The organism is uncultured Corynebacterium sp. (assembly GCF_902489365.1).
Taxonomy (GTDB): Bacteria; Actinomycetota; Actinomycetes; order Mycobacteriales; family Mycobacteriaceae; genus Corynebacterium.
The window spans coordinates 1-24,064 of the sequence record NZ_CABTZR010000032.1; the positions used below are offsets into that span (position 1 = coordinate 1).

Annotated in this window: 22 protein-coding genes; 13 read left to right on the plus strand and 9 right to left on the minus strand. The window is 61.4% G+C overall.

Translation table 11 applies throughout. The annotated features are described in order from the left end of the window. Window positions 1-85: 85 nt before the first annotated feature. The 3 genes from RDN59_RS06350 to RDN59_RS06360 are packed head-to-tail and all read left to right on the plus strand — an operon-like array spanning window position 86 to window position 3,045. The gene (locus RDN59_RS06350; RefSeq protein WP_308607114.1) at window positions 86-1,234 is read left to right on the plus strand and encodes a transglycosylase family protein; all 1,149 of its coding nucleotides are present in this window, start codon (window positions 86-88) and stop codon (window positions 1,232-1,234) included. A gap of 33 nt (window positions 1,235-1,267) precedes the next feature. Next, window positions 1,268-2,110, plus strand: coding sequence for a 16S rRNA (adenine(1518)-N(6)/adenine(1519)-N(6))-dimethyltransferase RsmA (gene rsmA / locus RDN59_RS06355; RefSeq protein ID WP_308607115.1), 843 nt, complete (start codon window positions 1,268-1,270; stop codon window positions 2,108-2,110). Then, complete coding sequence (locus RDN59_RS06360; RefSeq protein WP_308607116.1) at window positions 2,107-3,045, plus strand: 4-(cytidine 5'-diphospho)-2-C-methyl-D-erythritol kinase; 939 nt, start codon at window positions 2,107-2,109, stop codon at window positions 3,043-3,045. Before rsmA ends, RDN59_RS06360 begins: the two co-directional genes overlap by 4 nt. A gap of 24 nt (window positions 3,046-3,069) precedes the next feature. Here RDN59_RS06360 and RDN59_RS06365 read toward each other — a convergent pair whose 3' ends face one another. Continuing rightward, the gene (locus RDN59_RS06365) at window positions 3,070-4,380 is read right to left on the minus strand and encodes a hypothetical protein (RefSeq protein WP_308607117.1); all 1,311 of its coding nucleotides are present in this window, start codon (window positions 4,378-4,380) and stop codon (window positions 3,070-3,072) included. Between the two features lie 91 nt (window positions 4,381-4,471). On the opposite strand from RDN59_RS06365, the gene RDN59_RS06370 reads away from it, so the two are divergent. Further along, window positions 4,472-6,307 carry an ABC-F family ATP-binding cassette domain-containing protein gene (locus RDN59_RS06370; protein WP_308607118.1) on the plus strand — a complete coding sequence of 612 codons (1,836 nt, stop codon included), beginning with the start codon at window positions 4,472-4,474 and terminating at the stop codon, window positions 6,305-6,307. An 8-nt stretch (window positions 6,308-6,315) separates the two neighbouring features. Here the strand turns inward: RDN59_RS06370 and RDN59_RS06375 are convergent, their stop codons facing one another. Continuing rightward, a complete protein-coding gene (locus tag RDN59_RS06375; RefSeq protein ID WP_308607119.1) occupies window positions 6,316-7,230 on the minus strand; it encodes an AEC family transporter in 915 nt (304 codons plus the stop codon). Window positions 7,231-7,400: 170 nt separating this feature from the next. Here RDN59_RS06375 and RDN59_RS06380 point away from each other — a divergent pair, with 170 nt between their 5' ends. Beyond that, on the plus strand, window positions 7,401-7,991 hold the full coding sequence (locus tag RDN59_RS06380; protein ID WP_308607120.1) for a hypothetical protein: 591 nt from the start codon (window positions 7,401-7,403) through the stop codon (window positions 7,989-7,991). A 107-nt stretch (window positions 7,992-8,098) separates the two neighbouring features. Next, window positions 8,099-8,419: a putative quinol monooxygenase gene (locus tag RDN59_RS06385; RefSeq protein ID WP_308607121.1), complete on the plus strand. Its 321-nt coding sequence runs from the start codon at window positions 8,099-8,101 to the stop codon at window positions 8,417-8,419. Between the two features lie 241 nt (window positions 8,420-8,660). Here the strand turns inward: RDN59_RS06385 and RDN59_RS06390 are convergent, their stop codons facing one another. Then, entirely contained in the window at window positions 8,661-10,964 is a 2,304-nt protein-coding gene (locus RDN59_RS06390; RefSeq protein WP_308607122.1) for an acyltransferase family protein, read from the minus strand. 95 nt (window positions 10,965-11,059) lie between these two features. After that, on the minus strand, window positions 11,060-11,857 hold the full coding sequence (locus RDN59_RS06395) for an HAD family hydrolase (protein WP_308607123.1): 798 nt from the start codon (window positions 11,855-11,857) through the stop codon (window positions 11,060-11,062). A gap of 97 nt (window positions 11,858-11,954) precedes the next feature. On the opposite strand from RDN59_RS06395, the gene RDN59_RS06400 reads away from it, so the two are divergent. Next, entirely contained in the window at window positions 11,955-12,989 is a 1,035-nt protein-coding gene (locus RDN59_RS06400; RefSeq protein WP_308607124.1) for an enoyl-CoA hydratase/isomerase family protein, read from the plus strand. Window positions 12,990-13,032: 43 nt separating this feature from the next. On the opposite strand, the gene RDN59_RS06405 is transcribed toward RDN59_RS06400, so the two are convergent. The 3 genes from RDN59_RS06405 to RDN59_RS06415 are packed head-to-tail and all read right to left on the minus strand — an operon-like array spanning window position 13,033 to window position 16,581. Further along, entirely contained in the window at window positions 13,033-14,193 is a 1,161-nt protein-coding gene (locus tag RDN59_RS06405; RefSeq protein WP_308607125.1) for a DUF6882 domain-containing protein, read from the minus strand. A gap of 12 nt (window positions 14,194-14,205) precedes the next feature. After that, window positions 14,206-15,354, minus strand: a complete 1,149-nt coding sequence (locus RDN59_RS06410) for a glycosyltransferase family 1 protein (protein ID WP_308607126.1) — start codon at window positions 15,352-15,354, stop codon at window positions 14,206-14,208. Between the two features lie 6 nt (window positions 15,355-15,360). Continuing rightward, window positions 15,361-16,581 carry an NAD-dependent epimerase/dehydratase family protein gene (locus RDN59_RS06415; RefSeq protein WP_308607127.1) on the minus strand — a complete coding sequence of 407 codons (1,221 nt, stop codon included), beginning with the start codon at window positions 16,579-16,581 and terminating at the stop codon, window positions 15,361-15,363. A gap of 195 nt (window positions 16,582-16,776) precedes the next feature. Here RDN59_RS06415 and RDN59_RS06420 point away from each other — a divergent pair, with 195 nt between their 5' ends. Continuing rightward, window positions 16,777-17,433, plus strand: a complete 657-nt coding sequence (locus RDN59_RS06420) for a hypothetical protein (protein ID WP_308607128.1) — start codon at window positions 16,777-16,779, stop codon at window positions 17,431-17,433. Between the two features lie 137 nt (window positions 17,434-17,570). On the opposite strand, the gene RDN59_RS06425 is transcribed toward RDN59_RS06420, so the two are convergent. Both RDN59_RS06425 and RDN59_RS06430 read right to left on the minus strand, forming a co-directional pair. Continuing rightward, window positions 17,571-18,116: a gamma carbonic anhydrase family protein gene (locus RDN59_RS06425; RefSeq protein WP_308607129.1), complete on the minus strand. Its 546-nt coding sequence runs from the start codon at window positions 18,114-18,116 to the stop codon at window positions 17,571-17,573. Window positions 18,117-18,122: 6 nt separating this feature from the next. Further along, entirely contained in the window at window positions 18,123-18,530 is a 408-nt protein-coding gene (locus tag RDN59_RS06430) for a hypothetical protein (RefSeq protein WP_308607130.1), read from the minus strand. A 35-nt stretch (window positions 18,531-18,565) separates the two neighbouring features. Here RDN59_RS06430 and RDN59_RS06435 point away from each other — a divergent pair, with 35 nt between their 5' ends. The 5 genes from RDN59_RS06435 to RDN59_RS06455 form a co-directional block, all read left to right on the plus strand. Then, entirely contained in the window at window positions 18,566-19,435 is an 870-nt protein-coding gene (locus tag RDN59_RS06435; RefSeq protein ID WP_308607131.1) for a patatin family protein, read from the plus strand. A gap of 126 nt (window positions 19,436-19,561) precedes the next feature. Beyond that, complete coding sequence (locus RDN59_RS06440) at window positions 19,562-21,127, plus strand: TrkA C-terminal domain-containing protein (protein ID WP_308607132.1); 1,566 nt, start codon at window positions 19,562-19,564, stop codon at window positions 21,125-21,127. A 199-nt stretch (window positions 21,128-21,326) separates the two neighbouring features. Further along, the gene (locus RDN59_RS06445) at window positions 21,327-22,505 is read left to right on the plus strand and encodes an acetyl-CoA C-acyltransferase (protein WP_308607133.1); all 1,179 of its coding nucleotides are present in this window, start codon (window positions 21,327-21,329) and stop codon (window positions 22,503-22,505) included. A 35-nt stretch (window positions 22,506-22,540) separates the two neighbouring features. Next, window positions 22,541-23,599: an enoyl-CoA hydratase/isomerase family protein gene (locus RDN59_RS06450; RefSeq protein WP_308607134.1), complete on the plus strand. Its 1,059-nt coding sequence runs from the start codon at window positions 22,541-22,543 to the stop codon at window positions 23,597-23,599. Window positions 23,600-23,638: 39 nt separating this feature from the next. Further along, window positions 23,639-24,064: enoyl-CoA hydratase-related protein (locus RDN59_RS06455; RefSeq protein ID WP_308607135.1), on the plus strand; the 426-nt coding region annotated here is incomplete at its 3' end.

The window sequence follows — 24,064 nt, forward strand, 5'->3', positions numbered from 1 at the left end:
CGTGCATTCGCACGCCACGTCAGGTGCTGAGGAGAGTGTAAAGACCTCTCTGGGCACGAAGCAACGCAGAGACGAGAAAAGGTTTATGTCCCCGAAGAAGCAGATCAAGCGAATCAACAACTCCCGCTCCCTGCCGCTGCGCATGGCCACCGGCGGTGTGCTCGGCACGTTGGCGGTGGGCGGTGTCGTTGCCGTTGGTTCTCAGAAGGACATCACGCTCGACATCAACGGTGAGACCACCCAGCTGGCTACCTTCGCCGGTGATGTTAACGCGGCTCTCGAGGCCGCAGGTGTGAGCGTTGGCGGGGAGGACGTTGTCTATCCGGCGCTGTCTGAGCAGGTCTCTGATGGTGACTCGATTACCGTTCGTACCGCCAAGCCGGTTGCGGTGACGATCGATGGCGTGGAGACGAAGATGTCCTCCACTGACCTCACCGTGTCTGACCTGCTGGGCGGTCTCGATGGCATCGTCCCAGGCGCTGCTATCACCTCCGGTTCCAAGACCGTCGAAGATGATGAGGTCCTGACTGAGGGCATGAACCTTGAGGTGGTATCCCCGAAGATTATTAAGCTCTCTGACGGTGGCTCTGTATCCTACGCCAGCGTTGCAGCTAAGACCGTGGAGGACGTGCTGGAAGCCCGTGGCATCACCGTGGGCAAGGATGACCGTGTGTCGCCGGACCTCGACACTCCCGTCAAGGCCGGCACGGCCATCACCGTGGACCGCGTGGACATCTCCGAAGAGGAGAAGACGGAGGACTTCGACGCACCAGCTACCTACGTTGATGACCCGGAGTTGGAAGAAGGCACCGAGGAAGTCCGCGAAGATGGCACCCCAGGTTCGCGCACCGTGACCCGCAAGATTGTGAAGGTCAACGGTGTGGAAGAGTCCAACGACATCATCAAGGAAGACGTGCGCACCGAGGCCGTCGCCGCAGTGATCGCGCGCGGTACCAAGCCGAAGTCCACTGCCCCGGCCGTCGCCGAGGGCTCCGTGTGGGATGCCCTCGCCCAGTGTGAGGCCACCGGTAACTGGTCCATCAACACCGGCAACGGTTTCTCTGGCGGCTTGCAGTTCACCCCGTCGACCTGGGCTGCCTTCGGTGGCACCGAGTACGCCCCGCAGGCATGGCAGGCCTCCCGCGAGCAACAGATTGCCGTGGCCCAGAAAGTTCAGGCCGCACAGGGCTGGGGGGCCTGGCCTGCCTGCACCTCGAAGCTCGGCCTGCGCTAAAGCTTCGGCGCCACGCGTATTAGTCTGAGTGGTATGACTCAACCCCATCTGCTGGGCCCAGTGGAGATCCGCGAACTCGCCGCTGAGCTTGACGTGACGCCGACGAAGAAGCTGGGCCAGAACTTTCTGCATGACCCGAACACCATCCGCCGCATCGTTGCTGCTGCCGACTTGTCCCCAGAGGACCGCGTGGTGGAGGTGGGCCCCGGGTTAGGCTCGCTGACCTTGGGGCTGTTGGGGGAAGTTGCGCACGTAACGGCCGTGGAAATTGACTCGCGTCTGGCTGGCAAACTCCCGGATACTGTGGCCGCGCGTGCAGCCGACTTTGCTGACCGTCTTTCGGTTGTGGAAAAGGATGCGCTTACCGTTGAGGCGGAAGAGCTGGGGGAACCCACCGCCTTGGTGGCCAACCTGCCCTATAACGTGGCGGTACCGGTGTTGCTCCACCTGCTGGAGGTCTACCCATCGATTCGCCGCGTTTTGGTCATGGTGCAGCTGGAGGTTGCTGAGCGTCTTGCCGCCGCTCCGGGCAGCAAGGTCTACGGCATTCCTAGCGTGAAGGCATCCTTTTATGGCCCGGTTAGGCAAGCCGGGACGATTGGGAAAAACGTGTTTTGGCCAGCACCCAAGATTGAGTCAGGGTTGGTGCGAATCGACTGCACCCGTCCCTTCGACGAGGCGCTGCGCCCGCGGCTTTTCGCGCTGATCGACGCCTCCTTTGCCCAACGCCGCAAGACACTTCGCGCCGCCCTGGCAGGTTTCTATGGTTCCGCTGTAGCAGCCGAGGAAGCGCTGCGCGCGGCGGATATCGATCCGCGGCTGCGCGGCGAGAAGCTAGGTGTGGAGGACTTCGTTAGATTGGCGGAAGCCTCATGAGCAAGACAGTGACTGATTCCACGCAGCTGTGGCAGGCGCGTGCCCACGCCAAGGTTAACCTGCACCTGGGCGTAGGTGAGGCCCGCGCGGATGGTTTCCACGAGCTGGCCACCGTGTTCCAATCCCTCGATGTACACGACCGCGTGAGCTACCGCTGGGGCGAGGGCTGCGCCGTGGAGGTCACTGGTAACCACGCGACAGGCGTTCCGGCATCAACCGAGAACCTGGCATGGCGAGCGGTGGAGCTGGTGGCGAAAAACCTCATGCTGCCGGCATCTGGCACGCTCACGATGGAGAAGAACATCCCCGCCGCCGGCGGGATGGCCGGCGGCTCCGCCGATGCTGCCGCGGCCCTGCTTTTGGCTAATCACGCGCTGAGCGCTGAGTTTGGCCGCGAGCCTCTCAGTATGGAAAAGCTCTACGAACTTGCTGCGGAACTGGGCTCCGACGTGCCTTTTACCCTCATGGGCGGCACGGCCTTGGGGCGCGGGCGCGGCGAACTCTTGACCCCGATGCTCTCGCGCGGGCGCTATATCTGGGCGATTATCACCAACGCCGAAGGTTTGTCCACGCCCTCTGTCTTCCACAAGCTGGATGAGCTGCGCGCTGCCGGCCGTGGAAGCACACCGCACTTGGACACGGAAGCCGTGGGCCAAGCCCTCGTCGGCGGCAACCCCAGCGAGCTTGCCGCGGTGATGCACAATGACCTTCAGCCGGCAGCGCTCTCTCTGCGTCCGGACTTACGCAAGATTCTCGACACCGGTGAGGCCGCCGGCGCCCTCAAGGGCATCGTTTCCGGGTCTGGGCCTACCTGTGCTTTCCTCTGTGAGGACGAGGAGACCGCCCAAGAAGTGGTGGCCCAGGTGTGCGCCGATAACCGCGGGACCCGCGGATTGGTGACCTATGGGCCGGCTACCGGCGCAACGCTGGTGTAGCGCCAGCGCTGCAGGTAGCGGTCCTTAGAGGACGGCCATCTCCACGGGCTTGAAATCGAGCTTGTAGCGCTGTGCTTCCTGGTCGCCGAGGAGGTCAAGCATCACTAGCTCTTGCTTGTTCGCATCGGTGACATAGGCATAGCCGTTGGCCGCCTTGAGGATCGGACCCGGCTGCTGCCACTCCTCGTTTTCCTTCCACGGGGAGATAGCGTCAATCTTCTTTGTTACCTCGCCGGAGTCTGGGTCGATGACGTTGAGCTTGCCGTCGGTCGTGAGGACTAGTGCCTCGCCCAAGGGGCCGCGGGCCAACGAGCGGAACCAATAGGACTCGCCGAGCTCGACCTTCTTGGCAGAGTAGTCCTCCGTATTGATGAGGGTCACTGAGGTGGGACGCTCGAAGTCGGCGTCCTTGTCGGTCTTGTTGTCTGCCAAGATTATGTTGGATTCCTCCGAGCCTGCGGAATTGCCGGAGCGCTGGTATCCGTCCTTGCCCGCGTAAGCGGAGACGTCGATCTTGTGGAATTCGGTGCCGTCGAAGACGACGGGCCCGTCCTCGTAGCCGAAGAAAAGGGAACCGTTGCCGGCGGCAGCTTCGCCGTGGACGCCAGGGCACTCAGTGGTTTCCGCAAGGACCTTGCCGGACTTGTCTAGGTGCTGAATGGTGTGGCGCTCGTCTTCCGTGCCCTTGGTGGTGACCACAGAGCCGTCTTTCAGCGGGACGGCCACGCCGTGGTGGGCAGCGCCTGTCTCGACGGTGTTGACGGGCTTGGCGTCTTCCCCGCCGATGTCCTCGGTCTTATAAATCCGTGCCACGCCATCGCCATCGGAGAAGAGCGCGGTAAAGCCGTCGTGGTGCACTACGTGGCCGGCATGCGGTGCATCAATGGCTGTGCTGAGAAGCTGCGGCTGCGCCGCGTAGTAGTGCTTGTGGTCGCCGTGGGGCTTGGTGATGCGCCCCGTGTCAAAGGTGAGGAAGCTATCGCCCTTGGTCACCATGATGTGGCGGTTATCGCCGGCATCGCTCAGACGGAGGAATGCTTTCAGATCTTCGTTCTCGATGACCTCACCGGTTTCGCCGTCGAGCGTGGTGAGGCCGTTCTTGTGCGAAAGAAGGATACGGTGTGGCAGCTCAGCTACCTCAGTCTCACCTTCAGCGGCTTCGAAGCCATCATGGCTGTGCTCCCCGTCATGGCCCTCGCCGTGTTCGGCATGCGCGTGGGAGGCTTCAGCGCTGGAGGGCGACGTGGATTCCTCGTTGTCAGGGGAGGAGCAGGCGGACAAGGTGAGGATAGTGGCGGTTAGTGCGGCGCACAGGGCGAGACGGTCTTTTTTCATAGTGCGCCACAGTATTGGAAGTGAAAATCAATAGCAATAAAGGTAATGGTGCGGGGGTAACCGCGCTGAGGCACTAAGATGAACTCTCGATATGGCGAACCTCATTAACCTCGAAAACGTAACCAAGTCCTTTGGTCTTAAGACCCTGTTGGACGGGGTCTCCCTCGGCGTGCAAACCGGTGATCGCATTGGCATTGTCGGCGTCAACGGCGGCGGCAAAACCACGCTGCTGGAAGTTCTCACCGGCATCGAGCCGCCGGACTCGGGCCGCGTGTCCCACAACTCGGATTTGCGCATGGCGGTGGTAACCCAGCGCTTTGAGCTGGAGGAGTCTCTCACCATCGCCCAGGTCATCATCGAGCCGCTGGGCTTGGAAACATTCGAATGGGCGTCTAATGCCAAGGTACGCGATGTCCTCGGTGGCCTCGGCATCGTTGACCTAGGGCTAGATACCCCTGTGGGCTCGCTCTCTGGTGGTGAGCGCCGCCGCGTCAACTTGGCCGCCGCACTCGTTCAAGACCTCGACATCGTGGTACTCGATGAGCCGACCAACCACCTTGACGTTGAAGGCGTCCAATGGTTGGCCAGCCACCTGCTTTCGCGCAAGCTGGCGGTAGTCGTCGTCACGCACGACCGCTGGTTCCTCGACACCGTCGCCACCACGACCTGGGAGGTGCACGACGGCGTCGTCGACGCCTACGAGGGTGGCTATAACGACTGGACCTTTGCCCGCGCCGAGCGCGCCCGTCAAGCCGATGCTATTGAGCAACGCCGCCAGAACTTGGCCCGCAAGGAGCTGGCGTGGCTGCGCCGCGGGGCACCGGCTCGTACCTCGAAGCCTCGCTACCGCATCGAGGCAGCCGAGGCGCTCATCGCCGACGTCCCCGCACCGCGCGACAAGGTCGAACTCATGGCCTTTTCCAAGCAGCGCCAGGGACGAGTCGTCATTGAGCTTGAGGACGCAAAGGTTACAACTCCGGATGGTCGCACGCTGGTGGATCACCTCACCTGGCGGCTGGCGCCGGGCGAGCGCATCGGCCTCGTTGGCGTTAACGGTTCGGGTAAGACCACGCTGCTGCGCGCCCTTGCTGGTGAAGTCGAGCTTGCCGCCGGCAAGCGCATTGAGGGCAAGACGGTGCGCCTGGGGTGGCTGCGCCAGGAACTCGATGATCTGGATCCACAGCGCCGGCTTCTCGACGCCGTCGAAGACGTCGCCACCTACGTTCACCTGGGCAAGAAGGAGCTGTCCGCGTCCCAGCTAGCCGAGCGCCTGGGCTTTTCCGCCAAGCGCCAGCGCACGCCGGTCGGCGACCTCTCCGGCGGTGAGCGCCGCCGTTTGCAGCTAACCCGTGTGCTCATGGCGGAGCCGAACGTGCTGCTTCTCGACGAGCCCACGAACGACCTCGACATCGATACCCTCCAAGAGCTGGAGTCCTTGCTGGACTCGTGGCCGGGCACGCTGGTGGTCATTTCTCACGATCGCTACCTCATCGAGCGCATCGCGGACAACACCTATGCGCTTTTCGGGGATGGCAAGCTCACCAACCTGCCGGGCGGAATCGAGGAGTACTTGCGCCGCCGCCAGGAGATGGAGGCTGCTACTGCCCGTGGCGTGCTTGATTTGGGCGAGGCTTCGAAGAACTCTGACGAGCAGAGCACGGACGCCGCCCCGGCCAAGCGGTTGAGCTCCCAGGAGGAGCGCGAGCTGACCAAGAAGATGAATGCGCTGGAGCGCAAAATGAGCAAGCTCGACGATAAGACGGCGAAGCTGAATGAAAAGATGGCGGTGGCTGCAGAGAAGATGTCCTCCGGTGAGGGGGACAGCGGTGAGCTAGCGAAGCTCGACACCGAGCTCAAAGCCGTTGCCGCCGAGCGTGAGGAACTCGAAATGGAATGGCTGGAGCTCGGGGAAAAGCTCGAGGGGTAGGCCCAGCCCTACCCGAAGAGAGCCGCGATGCCCAGCATCGCCGGCAGCGAGAGGAAGGTGGTGAGGAAGACCGTATCGCGCGCCACCGTTTCTCCCGACTGGTAGGTCGCGGCATAGTTGTAGACGTTCTGTGCGGTCGGAAGCGCGGACAAGATGAGCGCTGCGTAGAGCTCGTTGCCGCTCAGCCCCAGCGCCAAGCCGGCCGCCAGCGCAATCGCCGGCATGGCAATGAGCTTGAGAACCGTGGCGGTAATCGTCGGCAGGCGGTCAACGGCTAATAGTCCGTCGCCGGTGAGTGAGGCGCCAAAGCTCATGAGGATCATCGGGATGGAGGCACCACCAAGGATCTCGAGCGGAGCCATAATGACGTCGGGGACGTGCCAGCCTGCTGCGGACACGATGAAGCCGGCGATGGCAGCGATGACAACCGGGGCGGTCAACCCTGAGACCACGGAACTTAAAACCGAACGCAGGCTCGTTCCCTGGGCGTTGAGGCCGGCAATGATGAAGGGCGAGAGTACCGCCATCTGCAGCACGAGCGCTGGCACCACAAAGGTGGCATCACCGATGACATAGGTGGCGATGGGCAGGCCGATGTTGACGGAGTTGTAGTAGCTGGCTGCGGCTGCGCCGGCCATGGTCTCGGCTCCACTGCGTCGGAAGAATAACGCGCTCAGCATCCAATACAAGGCCATGGTGGTGACCGAAGCTATCGCGATGACGGCGACAACCGGCGAGGCAAAGGCCGCGGTATCAGAGGTGGCCACGCTGGAAAAGATCAGTGCTGGGGTCGCCGCCCAGAACGCCGTGCGGTTGAATTGCAGGCGCGCCTCACCTTCGCCGATAACGCCGCGCCGAGCCATGATGAAGCCCACGCCGATAACCACAAAAATGATGGCGAAACCGGTTAAGACGTCCAGCAACAGTGATCACCTTTCGGATACTCGTTAAAAAATCCATACTAAAGCCAGCCTTGGCTATTCTTCCATGCCGGCATGCAGCCACCGGCAAGTGATAACAAAGTGGTATCGAAAATCCCACATGAGCGGTTAGTCTTTTTCCGCCGAAGCCTTTTTGTGGCACGGTGGAAGGCATGAACTCTTTCCGTCGTGTTTCCCGCATGTCCGCCACCGCCGCCGTGTCAGCCACCCTCACCGCTGCTCTGTCGGTATCCGCTGCCCAGGCCGCCCCGGTCAACTCCTCTTCCGCACAGTTGCAGGACGTAAACCAGCTGTCCTCCCAGGCCGTTGAGCAGGTCAACTCTTTAGAGATCGAGCTGCCTGCGCAGGCCTATGACTTGGCGAAGCAGTTTAACGTCCAGTTGCCGAGCTTCATCAAGAAGCCGACCCCGGCCGTCGCCGGCGAACTTGTTGGTGCTACCCACGCCCACCTGCTCAAGCAGGGCCACCACGAGGATGCCAACGCCAAGAACATCGCGCAGGAGTGGGCAAACCAGGCAGCAGCTGGCAAGGTCACCTTCCACGACAATGCAGGCGATGGGCTGACCCACCTGGAGGAGGGCAGCGGCAACATTTACAAGCTCACCGAATCTGAGGCCAAGGAGCGCGTGGACTGGCTCAACCGCGACGTGCCCGTGACCAAGACGGATGGCACCGGCTTTGGCGTTGCCCAGGCCTTTGACGGAACCTACGTCTACGTGGCGGAGTACTTCTTCAACAAATAATCCTCCCGAGAGGCTTTTTACAAGGCCCTGCTGGAATTTGGCTAGCTCAGTTCAGCCATTGGCAGGGCCTTCTGCACGTCTTCATGGAGAAGGTTACAGTGGGGCCCATGATTTTGATCAACGTACAGTTCCACGTCAAGCCCGAGTACGCCGAGACCTTCCTCGACGAGATCGACTGGTACACCAAGGCTTGCCAGGCTGAGCCCGGCTGCATCGATTTCAAGTGGTTCCGCGATCCGGAAGACAAGCAGCGCTTCCTGCTGCTTGAGTCCTACGCAGACGGCAAGGACGTTGACCACGTCAACACTGAGCACTTCAAGCGCTCCTGCGAGGAGTTCCCGAAGTACCTGGTGGAGACGCCAGACATCATCAATACTCACATCCCAGGGAAGACCAATTGGGACAAGATGAGTGAATTCTCCGTCTAGGAGAACACTCAGCTTTCAGTAATGCGGAAGCGCACAAGCATCGGCACAGCGAGAACGGCCGGGGAGGCACATCCCCGGCCGTTTTTCTATGTGCTCGGGCCTAGAGGCGAAACCCGTTAACTGCCCTAGTTGCCGAAGTTATAGGTCCTGCCCAAGGATCTGGCCAGATCTTTGGCAACTAGGGCAGTGCTGCTAGGGCGATGCTGCTAGCGCACTGCCCTGATTGGAGAGCGGCCAAAGGCTAGAGCGAGCAGCCCGTGGTGGTGGATTTTTCTCCGCGGGAGTACTGCTCGAGGGCGTCGGAAAGCGCCTGCACGTACAGCGCTGCGCCCTCGGCCTGTGGGTGCACGCCGTCGTCGTAGAGCAGCGCCGGGTTCTCTTGGGCCATGCCGCACCAGTCGGCCACGTAGACGTTGTCGTGCTCTTTGGCGGCCTCGATAATCTTTGCGCGTGCCTGCCCCATCCAGTCGCGCTCGCCGAAGGGCACGACGAGGATAACCGTGCGATCGGAACCGAGGATGGTGAGGAGTTCGTCCATCTCGCCGTCTGCAGCCGGTCCGTTCGTGCCCAGCCCCACAAAGACGGTGGAGCGTAGCTGACCGGATTCCTTCAGCTGCCGGATTTCCGCAATTGCCTCGGCATATTGGCGGGACACTTCCGCGTCGATGAGAATCCCTGGGAAACGCTCGTTGAGGGCTTCGGAGGCAGCAAGCATGACCGAATCACCCACCGCGTTGATCGCCGTGCCCGCAGGCAGAGCGCGCTTTTCTGGAGGCTTCTTGGTCTCTGTCGGTGTTGCCGGGGCCGATGCCGCTGCCTGCTCGTTGGCTTGGGACATGCGCTCCAATTCTCGCTCCAGCTCGGTCTGGTCCTGTGACGTGATCAGCCCATAGGCCACGCCCAGCGCCGAGAGGATCACCATGGCGGGCACGGCAGGCCACATGGTCTTGCCGAAACCGTCCTTCATCTCGGCCACAGTGGGGCGCGAAGCCCAATAGGTGCGCCACGTGGCGACATATCCGGCGCGGCGGAAGGGGGTCTCAACGAACTGGTACGTCACCTCAGCCAGCAGGCAGGACAAGAAAAGCGCGAGCAAACCCAGCAGCCACGCCGGGGCATCAGACAGCTCGCGAAGGATCATCACCACAGGCCAATGCCACAGGTAGAGCGAGAAGGAGCGCTGACCCAGCCACCGCATCACCCGGATGCGGAAGAGCCATGTGAGAGGTCCGGTCTCCTGCACCACGCCCCAGATCATTGCCGCCCCGAGGAGGCTGGTGAGGACTAGGCCGCCGCGGTAGGTGAACTCAAGGTCCGCGCCCATCCACACCAGCTGCGCCAGGTAACCAACCAGGGCGAGGGCCCCGACGGCGCCGGCGGCGACGCCTGTGCTTGTCGACGCCCACGAGTCCGCCTTCGCCTCCTTCGACGTCGAGGTGAGAAGAAGGGACAGCAGCGCACCGATGAGGAGGCCGAAGGCATGGGTATCGGTGCCGTAATAAACACGGGTAGGGTCTTCGCCCGGAGTGAACAGCAGCGCCATCGCTGCAGCGGAGGCGGCTGCGAGGACGAGAGAAAGCGCGATGGGCAGGCGCTTGGGTTGGCGTCGCGACAGCGCAAAGGCGCCAAACATGAGCAGAGGCCACAGGAGGTAGAACTGCTCCTCAACCGCCAGGGACCAATAGTGGGCGAAGACTTGCACCTCATTGGGCGCAAAATAGGTCTGGCTGGTGGCAATCTGGGTCCAGTTGTTGACGAAGAAGAAGGTACCCAAGAACTGTTCGCGGATCCCCACAGCGAGGTCCCCGCCGATCATTGCGACGAGGGCCGTGCACAGGCATAAGACAACGAGTGCAGCCGGAAGGATGCGCCGGAAGCGCCGGATCCAGAAGTCGGTGAGACTGATGCGCCTGGTCACGGCGAACTCGCGCACGAGCAGCGAGGTGATAAGGAAGCCGGAGAGGACAAAGAACATGTCCACGCCGAGGTATCCGCCGGGGAGCAGATCCCCGAAGAAGTGGTAGATCACCACAGCCAAGACCGCGAGACCGCGCAGCCCATCCAAACCAGGTACCGGGCGCAGGCGCGCGCGACGCTGACGCGTGACGGTGGCGGATTCCTTCGGCACCGCAATGTCTCCAGAGTTCTTCGCACTGTCGTGCTGTGCGGCCTGGCGCTGCTCGCGGGAGGGGCGCGGTGTTGTGAGCTGCTTGCTCGTCGGTGTGCCGACGGGCTGCGAGCGCCGCGCCAAGGCTCGCGAGATCTCATTCTCGGGCCGTGATTCGGGGGAACTCTCGGCGGGTGTGGATTGAGCTGGGGGTTGCGCGGGCCGGGGATGCCCAGCGCGCTGTCGTGCTGTGCAGCCTGGCGCTGCTCGCGGGCGGCGGCGCGGCGAGGGGGTTTCCTCGGCGGCCTCGCGGGCTTTGTGCAGCTTGGCCTTGCGCACAGCGGATGCCTTGGGGAGGGACTCCGGATCCAGTTCAAGGGAGGTGTCCGTGGCCCGACGAGGGACACGGGGCCCAGGGGATCGCAGGAACTTCTTCACTGAACACTCCACACGTAAGGGATTGGGGGTCTAGGGAACCGGGGTAATCCTACTCGGGTGGTGGTAGAGAATCGGGAAGGTTTCCTGGGAGCGTGTTAGGTGCGCAGAAGCTGGCGCAGCACGGTGCTCACACCATTGTCGGTATTGGCAGGCGCGATAATATCCGCTATTTCCTTCAACTTCGGATGTGCGTTGTCCATGGCGACAGCCGTCCCAGCAGCGCGCAGCATTTCGAGGTCATTGAGGTAGTCGCCGAAGGCCACGGTGGCGGTGATTGGAACGTTGGCAAGTTCAGCGAGTGTGGTTAAGGCTGCTCCCTTATCGACGCCGCGGGCCATGACATCGAGCCAGACCTTGCCCGATACCGCCACGTTGTCCTCCGGTACGGCGCGACGAATCGGCTCGTAGAGGTGAGCCTCGGAACCGGATTCGCAGAAGATGGCGATCTTGATGATGTTGCTATTGGGGACGTCGTCCACGTCATCGACCCACGTGACCGCCTTGTAATACCTGGAAATCTCCGCGCGTGCTGCCTGCGTGACATCCCGGGCCACGTAGGCGGTCTCCGGGGAACACAGAACGACGGTGTGCGCCTCGCTGATGGCGGATGCGGCGTCGCGCGCCGCGCGCACGGTTTCTTCCTGCAGCGGGAAGGTGGCGATGATCTCACCGCCGCGCAGGATCACCGAGCCGTTCTCCGCAATGAAGGTGTTGCCCTTCGGGAACATGTCTTGCAGGGTGGCCAGCTGGCGTCCTGAGGCCGGGACCAGCTCGCAGCCGCGGGCGGTGGCGAGCTCCTCAAGCTCTGAAAAGTCTGCGGGCAGCTGACCGTGGGCATCGAGGAGGGTGCCGTCCATGTCAAGAGCAACAAGCTGTGGGAGCAAGAAATTCACACCAATCTGAAGGTTGGGTTTAGAAGGCAGGGGTCGATGTTAAAACCAGCCTCAAAACAGGTGGCTGAAACATGTGTGATATGGAACACTGGTGCGCATGACTACGACTGACCCAGTACTCGTTTCCGTCCGCAACCATACCGGAGTCCTCGAACTCAATCGGCCGAAGGCCCTGAACTCGTTGACCCCGGACATGATCGATATCATCCGCCGCTCCCTCGAAGCCTGGGCGCAGGACGATGAGATTGAACAGGTTCTGATTTACTCCAATAGCCCTAAGGCATTCTGCGCGGGCGGCGATGTGCGTCACGCGCGGGAGGGAATCGCGGAAGGCAAGCTGGAGGAGGTCGATGCCTTCTTCGCCAGCGAGTACCTCACCAACGGTGATATCGCCGAGTTTCCAAAGCCCTATATCGCCGTCATCGACGGTGTTGTTATGGGTGGTGGATTGGGCATTTCCCTGCACGGCTCGCATCGCGTGGTGACAGAAAAGGCCTTCGCCTCGATGCCGGAGATGAACATCGGCTATGTCACCGACGTCGGTGTGGCCTATGCGGCCCAGCGCATGGTGGGCACCCGCGGTATCGCCTCACCGGGCTTGGCCAAGTTCTGGGGTCTTAGTGGATACCGTATGTATGCCGCAGACATGTTGTGGACCGGCGTGGCAACCCACGTTGTCAAGGACGCAGAAGAGCTGATTGCGGTTGCCATTGAGCGCGGTATTGATACCGCGCTGGAGGACCTCGCCCTGCCCGCGCCGGAAGAGCCGGCCCCGCTGGAGCAGGTGGCCAAGGACCTGGAGGAGACGTTTGCCCTGCCCACGTGGGAGGAAATCTCCGCGGAGTTGGATCAGCGCCCGCTCATCGCCGGTGAGGTCCGCCGCCTCATGGCAGGGGCGTGCCCAGCCGCCATTATCGCGGCTAATGAGCTTTATGAGGCAGAGGCCGGTGTCGACGACATCCGCGAGGCCCTCCTTTTGGAACTCAAGCTGGGCATGCACATGTACCGCCGTCCGGACTTTTCCGAGGGCGTGCGCGCGGTACTAGTGGACAAGACCCAGGACGCAGCGTTTAGCCCGGCCTCCACGGATGAGGTCGATGTCGACGAGTTCCGCGCCGTGCTGAATTCCTAGTGCTTGAACTTCTAGAGCTTTCACCCCGGCGCTTTGCGCGCACTTAGAGGGGACGCGCCCGGTGGTAGGCAGCGCGCGCCCGCTGCTCGTCCACGCCCGCCGGCACCGCAACGTTGAGGGTGGCTTGCGCGGCCGCCGGAGTCGGTGCGGGGAGGTGGAAGGCGGGGGCGTCGGACAGCGCGAGTCCTTGACGGCCGTCGGGAAGCTGCACCGGCAACAAGGTCCACAGGCCCAAAACTGGCATGGCCAGCTGTGGCAAGCGTGCAGAGCGTGCCTCAGTGATGGACACGTGGGCCCGAATCAATTCGGGGATGGCCTGGTCATATCCGAAGCGACGTAGGTTCCCCGCCGCCTGAGCGGACATGGAACCGGATAGCTCGTCTGCCCAGGCCCACGTGAAGGTGTCTGCGGCAGCGTCGATCGTGGCAATGAGGTGCGCGGGCACAGTCAGCGAGCCGTAGTCAGAGTTCACCACGGTCCGCGACGTATCGGGATCAAGGTCCGCCCACAGGTTGGGGAAACGGGCCTCCAAGAAGAAATTGTGCTCGGTGGCGAGGAAGTGGGCATCGGCCAACACCTCGCGCGCACTGAGCTCGGCGCGGCCCGGGGCCTGGGGGAGAGCCACGATCCGGGTGCCGTGGAAGAGCGCGAGATTTTCCGCGTGGTTCTGCGGAATGCCCAGATAGGAAGCAAGCTCGGCGGTGGCTAGGCGCTCGTCGATGCCACCGGCGATATCCCCCGAGTGCTCAATTCCGGCTAGAATGCTGACCCGAGGATCCGGGTTAATCTCCGCGAAGTCGACGGCGACGAGCGCTTCGCCATCGCCCTGCGGGACGCGGACAACAGGCCGGTCGCCCACCAGCCGTCGTGCCAAGCCGCGCAGCAGGACGGAGTCCGGCTGCGTCCCGTGGAACTCGGGCTGAGGAGCGTGCTCCGCCATGCCAGTGGTCCAGCGCAGGTGACCATCGTGGATGGTGGCAAGGCGCAGTCCATCGAAATCATAAACCCCGGAATCAGTGCTAAAACGCACGACGGCGCGCTGATCCAGGTCTGGCTGCCCGTCCTCCGAGGCTGCTGATGCGGAATCGGCGGGAGTGAAATTCACCTCGACGTCGCGAACGATGCCCAGGCGTGAGGCAAACGTGGCGTCGATGCCGGCTTGGATAAAAGCGCCTGCGGAGTACAGGTTCTGGGCTGAATCCATGGGTCTCCTTGACTAGTTTGTATCCCTGCGGAAGGGATGTTCGATGGCCTCCTCGTAGGCCTGTATGAGGGCTTGGGTGGATTCTACCCAGGAATACTTTTCAGCCTCGCGGCGGGCGGCAGCGCCCATCGTCTCCCGGCGGGCAGAGTCTTCGAGGAGGCCGAGAGCGGCCTGGGCCCACGCAGCATCGTCGGCGTCGGGGGCGATGAGATGGCCGGTCACGCCTTCCTCAATGACGAAGGGGATACCACCGGCATTCGTGCCGACGACCGGTACGCCTGAGGCGAAGGACTCGAGAGCTACCAACCCCAGGGTCTCCGTGGCGGAGGGGAAGAGGAAGACATCCCCCACGGCGAAGGCGGCGGCGAGTTCCTCGCCGGACAAGTACCCGGTGAACACGGTGTGTGCAGGATCGAAGCTAGCCTTGAGCTCTTCGAGCGCGGGGCCATCGCCGACGATGGCTAGGCGGGCGTCGCTAAGCTGTGCCCGCACTAGCTGCATGACGTTATCGAGGCGCTCCAAATCCTTCTCCTTGGAGACGCGTCCGATATAGGTCACCAGCGGGGAATCCGGGTTACCGTCGGTCAGGCGCTCGCGCATTTGCTCCGTGGCGCGACTAGGGTGATAGGTCTGTGTATCAACGGCCTTGGGCCACAGCTGCACGTTGCGGATCCCCATCTTCCGAGCCTTATCCACCATGGGACCGGAGGTGCACAGGTTCACCGCCGCCTGGTTGTGCAGATACTTCAGCGCGGCTTCGGTCAGCGGCCTAGTCCACCCAATCCCCAGCGCATCGACGTACTCGGGAACATTGGTGTGGAAGCTGGCCACCAGCGGTACGGCATCGCGCTGCGCGGCAAAGACGCCGAGGGCCGCGGTCCAAATGGGATTGACCGCGTGGATGACATCGGGATCGAAATCCCGGATCTCTTTGAAAAACTTCCACGAGGGCAAGCCAAACTTGATCTCCGGGTAGACCCACAGCGACAAGCTGGGGATGCGGGTGACCTCGAAGCCGGCGTAGGAGTCAGGAGCCTTGCCCGTGGCAAAAATCCGGACCTCGTGGCCCATCGCGGACAGTTGGTCCAGCGTGCGCGTCAGACGCGTGACCACGCCGTCGATCTTGGGCAGGAAGACCTCAGTAACGATAGCGATGCGCACGAAGGTTTAAGCCTCCGCAGCGTCAGCGCCGTTGGCCAAGGCTTCAGGAACACCAGCGTGCTGCTGGCGCGTCCACAGCGACTGCGCCGGAATCTTGGAGCGGTCCGCACGGTCGGCGTACTTACGCGCAACCTCCTCGACCTCATGGAGCAACCCCTCCGACAACGTGGTCGGCTCCAGACCAAGCTCGAGGAAGGTGTCGTTGGTGACGTGGAGTTCATTCTCCGCAGATTCCTTGCGCGGGTTCGGCACGTAGGCCACCTCCGCTCCAGAGATCTTCGCCAGCAGTTCTGCCAGGTCACGCACGCGGTGGGTTTCGGTCATCTGGTTGATGATCTTCACGCGCTCACCGCGGGCCGGCGGGTTCTGCAAGGCCAGCTCGATGCAGCGCACCATGTCACGGATGTGAATAAAAGCGCGGGTTTGTCCGCCGGTGCCGTGCACAGTCAGCGGATATCCAATACCGGCCTGAATGAGGAAGCGGTTGAGCACCGTTCCGTAGTCGCCGTCATAGTCAAAGCGGTTGATGAGGCGCTCATCCTTCTGGGTCTGCTCGGTGTGCGTGCCCCAGATGATGCCCTGGTGTAGGTCGGTGATCCGCAGCTCATCGTTCTTGGCATAGTAGGCAAAGAGGTGCTGGTCCAACACCTTCGTCATGTGGTAGACCGAGCCCGGGTTGGAGGGGTAGAGGATCTGCTGCTTGACGACGCCCCCTTCACCCGTATCCACCTGCACGTCCAGGTAGCCCTCCGGGATTTTCATGCCGGCAGTGCCGTAGCCGTAGACGCCCATGGTGCCCAAGTGGGCGACGTGGATATCCTGCTCAGATTCCACGATGGCGGCGAGCAGGTTGTGGGTGGCGTTGATGTTGTTATCCACCGTGTAGCGCTTAGTACGCGAATTCTTCATGGAGTAGGGGGCGGCACGCTGCTCCGCGAAGTGCACCACGGCATCCGGGCGCTCGGTGTTGAGGAACTCGAGCAGGCCGTCGTAGTCCTGGGCAACGTCGAGGTTGTAAAAACCGATGGTCTTGCCGGAAACCTCTGTCCACGCAGCCAAGCGTTCCTCAATAGAGGCGATGGGGGTCAAGGATTCTGCCCCCAACTCCTCATCGATGGCGCGCCGGGAAAGGTTATCCACGATGATGACATCGTGGCCTTGGTCGGAGAGATAGAGGGAAGCAGGCCAACCGCAGAAGCCGTCTCCGCCGAGAATCGCTATCTTCATTTTCTATCTCTCCACTTCTTGGGTCGGGGTCAAAACGTGCTATACCAGCAGGGGTCTAGTCTATGTTGACATGCATAAGTTTGGGGCGCGTTATGCGGCACACTTTTTTCGAACATACCGTTTGCTCGCCTGCGTCGGGGGCGCGCGGGGTAAAAAGTAAATGAATGTTCTCTAAGAGCCTGTAGACTAGCCCGCATGCTTGAAGCCGTGCTCAATGCTTTTGCCGATTCCGTCAATGCTCTACTGATAGGAATTCTGGTGGCTATCGGCATCATGCTTCCGCGGGGCAGCTACCGCAAGATCGCGGCCCTAGTCATCGTCGGTGACTGGTTTGGTGTGCTCACCGCAGCCGCCGTGGTGATGTTCATTTTCGTCGGCATCCAGGACAAGGTGGCCGCCGCACTCGAGTCACCGCTGCTTGGCTGGGGACTGGTGGTCATCGGCCTGGGACTGGGCCTTCTGGCCTGGCGCTCCAAGGGCGAACCTAATGACATGGTGCAGAAACTCCTCGGCCCGCTGCGCACGCCTTCGGCCAAGACCGTTGCGGTGGGCTATGCCATGGGCGTTATCCAGTCGTTGACCTCCGTGCCCTTCTTCTATGGCCTGATGCACCTAGCGGCCGGGGACTTTAGCAACACCGTTAAATACGGCGGCCTTTTCTTCTATGCCACTTTCGCGCTCTCACTACCCACGGTGTGCGGGCTTTTCATCGCTGTGGTTCGGGCGAAACCACAGTCCTGGGCCGGTCGCGCCTTCGCGTGGGCGCGGGAGAACTCCGCAACCGTGGCGTTGTGGAGTGGCTATGGCGTGGCTGCCTTCCTGGTTGTCATGGGCATCTTCGCCCTGCTTTAAAGTCTTGCTTTTAAAGCGACTCGGCAGCTGTCCTAGCTTCGCGGTGGTGGAACTGTCCTAGTTGCCAAAGATCTGGTCAGATCCCACGGCGAGTTCAAGAGTTTTGGCAACAACGGCAGTTCGAAAGAGTCGTGGCGCTAGTCATAGAGGACAGCGTCGAGGGGGAGGGCGTCGCCAAGCAGCGCCTGCTTCTGAGCAATCTCGACGTAGCGCGCGGCGTGCGGGATGAAGGCGGTGGATTCCTCCTGGCTCAACTCGCGCCGCACCTTGGCAGGTACCCCAGCGGCTAGGGTCCCGGCGGGAATATCCTGGCCTTCCAGCACCACCGCGCCGGCGGCGATGAGAGAGCCTGGACCCACGGTGGAGCCCGAGAGTAGGGAAGCCTTCATCCCAACGAGCGTGCCCGCGCCCACGTGCGTGCCATGGAGCATGGCCATGTGTCCTACGGTGACGTCATCCTCCAGCACACAAGGCTCAGTGGCTTCGACGTGGATGACGCAGTTGTCCTGGATGTTGACGCGGGCGCCAAGGCGGATGGAACCGACGTCCCCGCGCAGCACGCTGCCATAGAACACAGAAGAATCTGGCCCGATGGTGACGTCACCGATGATGGTGGCATTCGGAGCAATCCAGGCGCTGCGGTGGATACGGGGTTTACGGCCTTGAAAAGGGAGGATGAGCATGGCGGACTAGCTTTCTTCAGGGGTGGTTTCGATGGAGACCGCGAGGGACTCGGAGACTTCATAATCGCCGGGCGTGGTGCCGAGGCTGGCAAGTACGTCCCGCTCCGCCGGGGATAGCGGGATGGCCCAGCCCCGCTTGGGATCGTGGACAGGGCGCTGTGTCTTCGCCGTGGGGGAGAGATGCACCGTGGATTGCGGTCCGCGCAACTGTGCGGGCTCGCCGGAGCGGGCCACCTCACTGAGCACCTGCGCACCGGCGGGGGAGGTAACCAGGATGATGAGACCGCTCGCAGTGTGGACGGAAAGATGTTCTAAAGAGACCTCGACGGCGTGGGGATCCGGGGAAGCCAAACGGACAGTGCTGGAGCCGCCGAGTTTGTCGATGACATCCTTAACCGCAGAAAACAAACCCATGGCGTGATCCTAGCGCGGGGGTACCATCGGGCACTGTGATTGACGCGAAAGATACAGCACTCGTCATTGAAGGCGGTGGTATGCGCAATTCCTATACTGCCGCGTGCATCGTCAAGCTTCTGCAGGAGGAGGTGGAATTTGGCTGGGTCGGAGGCGTTTCCGCGGGCTCCTCGCACACCGTGAACTTCCTTTCCCGCGATGTGGTTCGCTCCGAGGAGTCCTTTGTGGACTTTGCCAAGAACCCCAGCTTCGGTGGCTTAGGTTCGCTGCTGCGCGGTAGCGGCTACTTCAACGCGGAGTTCATCTACGAGAAGGCCGCGGATCAAGACATGCCTTTTGACTGGGAAGCCTTCGAGGCTAACCCGGCGCAGATGTGTATTTCCGCCGCGCGCGCCGATACGGGGGAGAGCGTGTATTGGGGGCGTGAAGATATCAAGACGCAGGAAGATTTGATGGTGCGTGTGCGCGCCTCCTCGACGCTGCCGCTGATCATGCCGATGCGCGTCATCGACGGTGCGCCGTATGTCGACGGCGCCATGGGGGAGTCCGGTGGCATCCTCATCGAGCAAGCGGAGAAGGCCGGGTTTAAAAAGTTCCTGTTCCTGGGGTCGAAACCGCGAGGCTACGTGCGGCCCGAGGTTGGGCGGCCGGCGGCGCTGCGACGAATCTTCCGGAAGTACCCTGCCGTGGCAGAGGCGATGATTGGACGGCCACCCCGGTACAACGCCTCCAAGGACCGGCTTCTGGAGCTGGAGAAGGAGGGGCGTGCACAGCTTTTCTTCCCGGAGGATATGCAGGTGGCGTCGACTGAACGTTCCGTGACAAAGCTACGTTCCAACTATGAGGCCGGGCGCGCACAGACCTATGCCGAATGGCCGGCATGGAAGGAATTCTTAAGCAGCTAGCTTGCCAGCACGGTGAATGTGTACTCAGCTCACCTTGATGCTAAGGACGTGAGACATAGCACCCTTGGAGCGGAAAAGCGTCTTTGAGCGTGGCGTTTTCCACACGTTTTCCTACAATGTCTTTTCGTGTTGGCACTATTTGATGGAAATATTTGGCTGAGCATTTTCTTTGTTGCCTTGCTCGGCACGTTGTTTGGCATGATCCCCTTCGGCCCGCTGCGCTTCGGCGCGGCCGGTACGTTGTTTGTGGGCTTGGCCATCGGCACCTTTATCGATCTCGACGGCACGATCCTCAATAGCCTGCAGGAGATGGGCCTTGGCCTCTTCATCTATATGCAGGGCTTGTCTGCCGGCGAGCGCTTCTTCAAAGGCTTCTCTGAGCAGCTGAAACACATGATTACTGCCGCGATAGCGGTGGTGGGTGCTGCCGCCGTGGCGCTTCTCGCGGGCGGCTGGCTGGGACTGTCGCCCTTGCTCTCCGTGGGTGTGTTCTCCGGTGCGACGACCTCGACGGCATCCCTTGCTGTGGCGCAACAGCAAACGGGCGAGGAACTGCCGGCCGTGGGCTATTCCTTAGGCTATCCGGTGGGTGTGGCAGTCGCCATTCTGCTCGTAGCCCTCCTACTCAAGCAGTCCTGGCCGGGCTCTAAGGATAAGGACAAATCCGCGGAGGAGGTCTTCCGCTCCCGGACTATTCGGGTCACAAAGGACATCACCTACGACGAGCTAGTGGAGCGATTCGAGGATCAGTTCGTTATCGCCACGATTCGTCGCGGCAATATCCGAACCGTGGCCGGGGACCATCCGGAGATTCGCAAGGGTGACATCCTGCGCGTTCTCGTGACGAAGGCGAAACGTCATGAGCTCACCGCCGCCCTAGGCAAGCGTCAGCCTCAAGTGCCCTTTGTGGATAAGCGTTTGGTCATTGAAACCGTGGTGGTGTCGAACTCCGATATTGCCGGCCGAACCGTGGAGGATCTTAACCTCTTCAAGCGCTACGGTGGCCGCATTGTCCACGTGCAACGCGGTGATGAAGAGTTTCTGGCCAGCTTCGATACGCACCTTGATGCCGGTGACCGGGTGACGGTGATTGTGGATCAGGACCGCCTGGGTGATATCCGCGATTACTTCGGTGACTCGGTTCAGGGTTATTCACAGCTGAACTGGGTTGCTGTCGGCGGTGGTCTGTTCCTGGGCTATCTCATCGCGCTCATTGTGGTTCCGCTACCGGGTGGCACGTCCTTTGAGCTTGGCTTTGCGCTGGGCCCGTTGATTACCGGACTTGTTCTCGGTGCTTTGCACCGCACGCGCCGCGTGCCCTGGAAGGTTCCGGCTTCAATCAACTTGGCTCTTCAGCAGTGGGGCCTTGTCATCTTCTTGGCTTCGGTGGGCTTGGCCTCGAGTGAGGCTTTCCAGTCCACGGCATTCTCCTGGATGGGCCTGAAGTGCATGCTTCTGGCTGCCATCATTACCGTGATTGCCGTCGCCCTCTTTGCTGTGGCGAACAGGTTCCTAGGCCAGTCGGAAACCCGCACCGCGGGCGGTGTTTCCGGCATCTTTGGTCAGCCTGCCGTGGTCAACTACGCCACGGGAATGAGCACGGATTCCCGCATCATGACTGGCTACGCGGCCACCATTGTGGTGGCGCAGATAGTCAAAATTGTGGTCATCCCGGTGATGCTCACGGTCTAATCCGCTACGAAAACTGTTGCGGGGAGCCTAGTTAGTGCTCCCCGCAGTTTGCTGTTTTGAAGCCTTCACATCGCTTCAAACTGTTTTGTACCGCGCCCCTGCGGCATTGTGCGAGCATGCATTGCCTTGAAAAGGGTGGCGCGCAACACAATCCATCGGTACGATTCTGGTTAACTTCGTACAGTTTGGAGAGCGATATATGGACATCGTTATTGCGGGCGCCGCCCGGACGCCCTTCGGAAAAATGCTTGGTGCCCTTTCAACCTTGCCAGCGACGGAGCTTGGATCCCGCGCCATCGCTGCCGCGCTTGAGCAGGCACAGGTTCACCCTGAAGACGTCGATGCTGTGATGTGTGGCCAGGTTCTGCAGGCTGGCGTGGGACAGAACCCCACGAAGCAAGCAGCACTCGGGGCAGGGATTTCCCCAAATGCGCACACCGCAACGGTCAACAAGGTCTGTTTGTCCGGCCTGACCGCGGTTATCGACGCCTCCCGGCTCCTTCGCTCCGGCGAAGCCACGGTGGTAGTTGCCGGGGGAATGGAGTCGATGTCAAACGCGCCGCACCTTATGCCGCAGTCACGCAAAGGAAAGAAATTCGGTGCCGTCGAGCTGCTCGATCATATGGAACACGATGGCTTGCGCGCGGCAGACCTAGGGATTTCGATGGGTTCGCTGTCAGAAAAATATGCCGAACGCTATCCCGCAACCCGCCAAGAGCAAGACCGCTGTGCCGCGTTGTCCCACCAGCGCGCGTTGCGGGCGAGTGAGGAGGGAACCTTTGACAAGGAGATCACTCCCATAACGGTTTCGAGCAAGCGCGGTGAGGTCCTCGTCTCGCACGATGAGGGAATTCGGGAAGGGGTTACTGAAGAAACCTTGGCCGGGTTGAGGCCAGCTTTTAAGAGCGATGGGAGTATTACCGCTGGCAACTCCTCACCCATCACGGATGGGGCGGCTGCAGTGGTTCTCACCACACGTGAGTACGCGGAACAGAAAGGACTGCCGGTCATGGCGGTCCTACGCGCGCCAGGACAGGTAGCCGGTCCGGATTCCTCCTTGCAGGAGCAACCCGCTCGGGCTCTCCTCGCAGCCCTTGAGCGTCAAGGCTGGGGCATTGCTGATCTCGATCACATCGACATAAATGAGGCCTTCGCCGCAGTGGTGGTTCATTCGGCCAATGTCCTTGGAATCAATCCCGATGACGTGAACCCGCAGGGCGGTGCGATTGCCTTGGGACATCCCATTGGCGCATCCGGCGCTCGGCTTGTCGTTCATGCGGCGCATCGCCTTGCGGGCGGCCAGGCCCACCGTGCGGGTGTCACTTTGTGCGGCGGCGGTGGCCAGGGCGAAGCTCTGTTGCTCGAGGCACCACACTAAAACAGCCGATAGTTCATGAAGAGGAGGAGTAACCAATGACGAATGAGATTATCCACGACATCCGCGGCCACGCTGGCGTTCTTACACTAAACCGGCCCAAGGCCATTAACGCGTTGAATCAGACGATGATCGATGAGATGACGGCGGTTTTGAAGGACTGGCAGGACGATGACCGCGTCAAGCTCGTTATCCTACGAGGCGCTGGTGAACGTGGGCTGTGTGCTGGCGGCGACGTTGCGGCCTTGTACCACGATGCCCTGGAGGGCGGTACGACAGGTGCCCATTTCTGGAAGACGGAATATGAACTGAACTATTTAATCTCCACCTATTCCAAGCCCTATGTAGCGCTCATGGAGGGCATTGTGTTGGGCGGCGGAATCGGTGTCTCAGCGCACGCCTCACACCGCATTGTTTGCGAGGATTCGCGCATCGGAATGCCGGAGGTGGGAATTGGGTATTCGCCCGATGCCGGTGGGTCCTATCTGCTGTCCCGGGCTGCGGATCGCCTTGGCCGGCACTTGGCGTATACCGCGATCCACGTGGGAGCCGCGGAGGCGATCGATACCGGCTTCGCGGACTACTTCGTGCCCAAGGACAAGCTCGATGCTCTCGTTGAGCAGCTGGTGGAGACGGGCGACCCAGCCGATATTGAGAAGTTCACAGAGTCAGTGGGCCCAGGCTTCGGTAAGGACCGCGCCGAAATGGTGGACGTCTATGCTGCAGACACCGCTGAAGAGACCCTTGCCCGTCTGCAAGAACGTGCAGCAGCAGGCGGCGACGGGCATTGGGCGGCGAAGGCCGCCAAGCGGATGAGCTTGAATTCCCCGCTGGGCATTCGCGTCACCGAGGAATCCTTGAATCGCAATGCGTCGATGAGCCTCGCGGAGACCTTGACCCAGGAATTCTGGATGTCCGTGAACATGCAAAAACACAAGGAATTTGTGGAGGGAATTCGCGCGCAAATCGTCGATAAGGACCGCAATCCTTCCTGGGAGTATGGGTCCATCGGCGCCGTTCCCGACGACGTGGTGGCGTCTATCCTCGAACCCATCGAGGGCAGCGTGGAAGCCCCAGAATTCAATGACCACCAGTGATTAAGTACCAGTCAAAAGCACAGGAAGGACACTATTACCATGGCAATTCTTAGAGAAAAGCGCGACCGCGTCGCACTCATCACGCTCAATCGTCCGGAGGCGCTTAATGCCCTGAACAACGACACCATGCTTGAAGTTACTCAGGCAGTTCAGGAATTCGACGCCGATGCAGAAGTAGGGGCAATCGTCATCACCGGTTCGGAGAAGGCGTTTGCGGCCGGTGCAGATATCAAGGAAATGTCCTCGAAGTCAGCGACAGAGATGTACACCGCGGACTGGTTCGCAGGTTGGGACGTCCTCACACGAGCCCGCACGCCGATCATTGCTGCGGTGAACGGATACGCGCTCGGTGGAGGTTGCGAGCTGGCCATGATGTGTGACTTCATCATCGCTGGCGACAAGGCCAAGTTTGGCCAGCCGGAGGTCAACCTGGGCGTCACTCCGGGTATGGGAGGCTCCCAGCGA

Bases quoted from the DNA above. Each gene is read 5' to 3' on its own strand.
- RDN59_RS06365 (WP_308607117.1), bottom strand. From the start codon at position 4,380: ATGAAAAAAGACCGTCTCGCCCTGTGCGCCGCACTAACCGCCACTATC.
- RDN59_RS06360 (WP_308607116.1), top strand. From the start codon at position 2,107: ATGAGCAAGACAGTGACTGATTCCACGCAGCTGTGGCAGGCGCGTGCC.
- rsmA (WP_308607115.1), top strand. From the start codon at position 1,268: ATGACTCAACCCCATCTGCTGGGCCCAGTGGAGATCCGCGAACTCGCC.
- RDN59_RS06350 (WP_308607114.1), top strand. From the start codon at position 86: ATGTCCCCGAAGAAGCAGATCAAGCGAATCAACAACTCCCGCTCCCTG.
- RDN59_RS06380 (WP_308607120.1), top strand. From the start codon at position 7,401: ATGAACTCTTTCCGTCGTGTTTCCCGCATGTCCGCCACCGCCGCCGTG.
- RDN59_RS06450 (WP_308607134.1), top strand. From the start codon at position 22,541: ATGACGAATGAGATTATCCACGACATCCGCGGCCACGCTGGCGTTCTT.
- RDN59_RS06425 (WP_308607129.1), bottom strand. From the start codon at position 18,116: ATGCTCATCCTCCCTTTTCAAGGCCGTAAACCCCGTATCCACCGCAGC.
- RDN59_RS06415 (WP_308607127.1), bottom strand. From the start codon at position 16,581: ATGAAGATAGCGATTCTCGGCGGAGACGGCTTCTGCGGTTGGCCTGCT.
- RDN59_RS06420 (WP_308607128.1), top strand. From the start codon at position 16,777: ATGCTTGAAGCCGTGCTCAATGCTTTTGCCGATTCCGTCAATGCTCTA.
- RDN59_RS06400 (WP_308607124.1), top strand. From the start codon at position 11,955: ATGACTACGACTGACCCAGTACTCGTTTCCGTCCGCAACCATACCGGA.
- RDN59_RS06370 (WP_308607118.1), top strand. From the start codon at position 4,472: ATGGCGAACCTCATTAACCTCGAAAACGTAACCAAGTCCTTTGGTCTT.
- RDN59_RS06430 (WP_308607130.1), bottom strand. From the start codon at position 18,530: ATGGGTTTGTTTTCTGCGGTTAAGGATGTCATCGACAAACTCGGCGGC.
- RDN59_RS06385 (WP_308607121.1), top strand. From the start codon at position 8,099: ATGATTTTGATCAACGTACAGTTCCACGTCAAGCCCGAGTACGCCGAG.
- RDN59_RS06405 (WP_308607125.1), bottom strand. From the start codon at position 14,193: ATGGATTCAGCCCAGAACCTGTACTCCGCAGGCGCTTTTATCCAAGCC.
- RDN59_RS06445 (WP_308607133.1), top strand. From the start codon at position 21,327: ATGGACATCGTTATTGCGGGCGCCGCCCGGACGCCCTTCGGAAAAATG.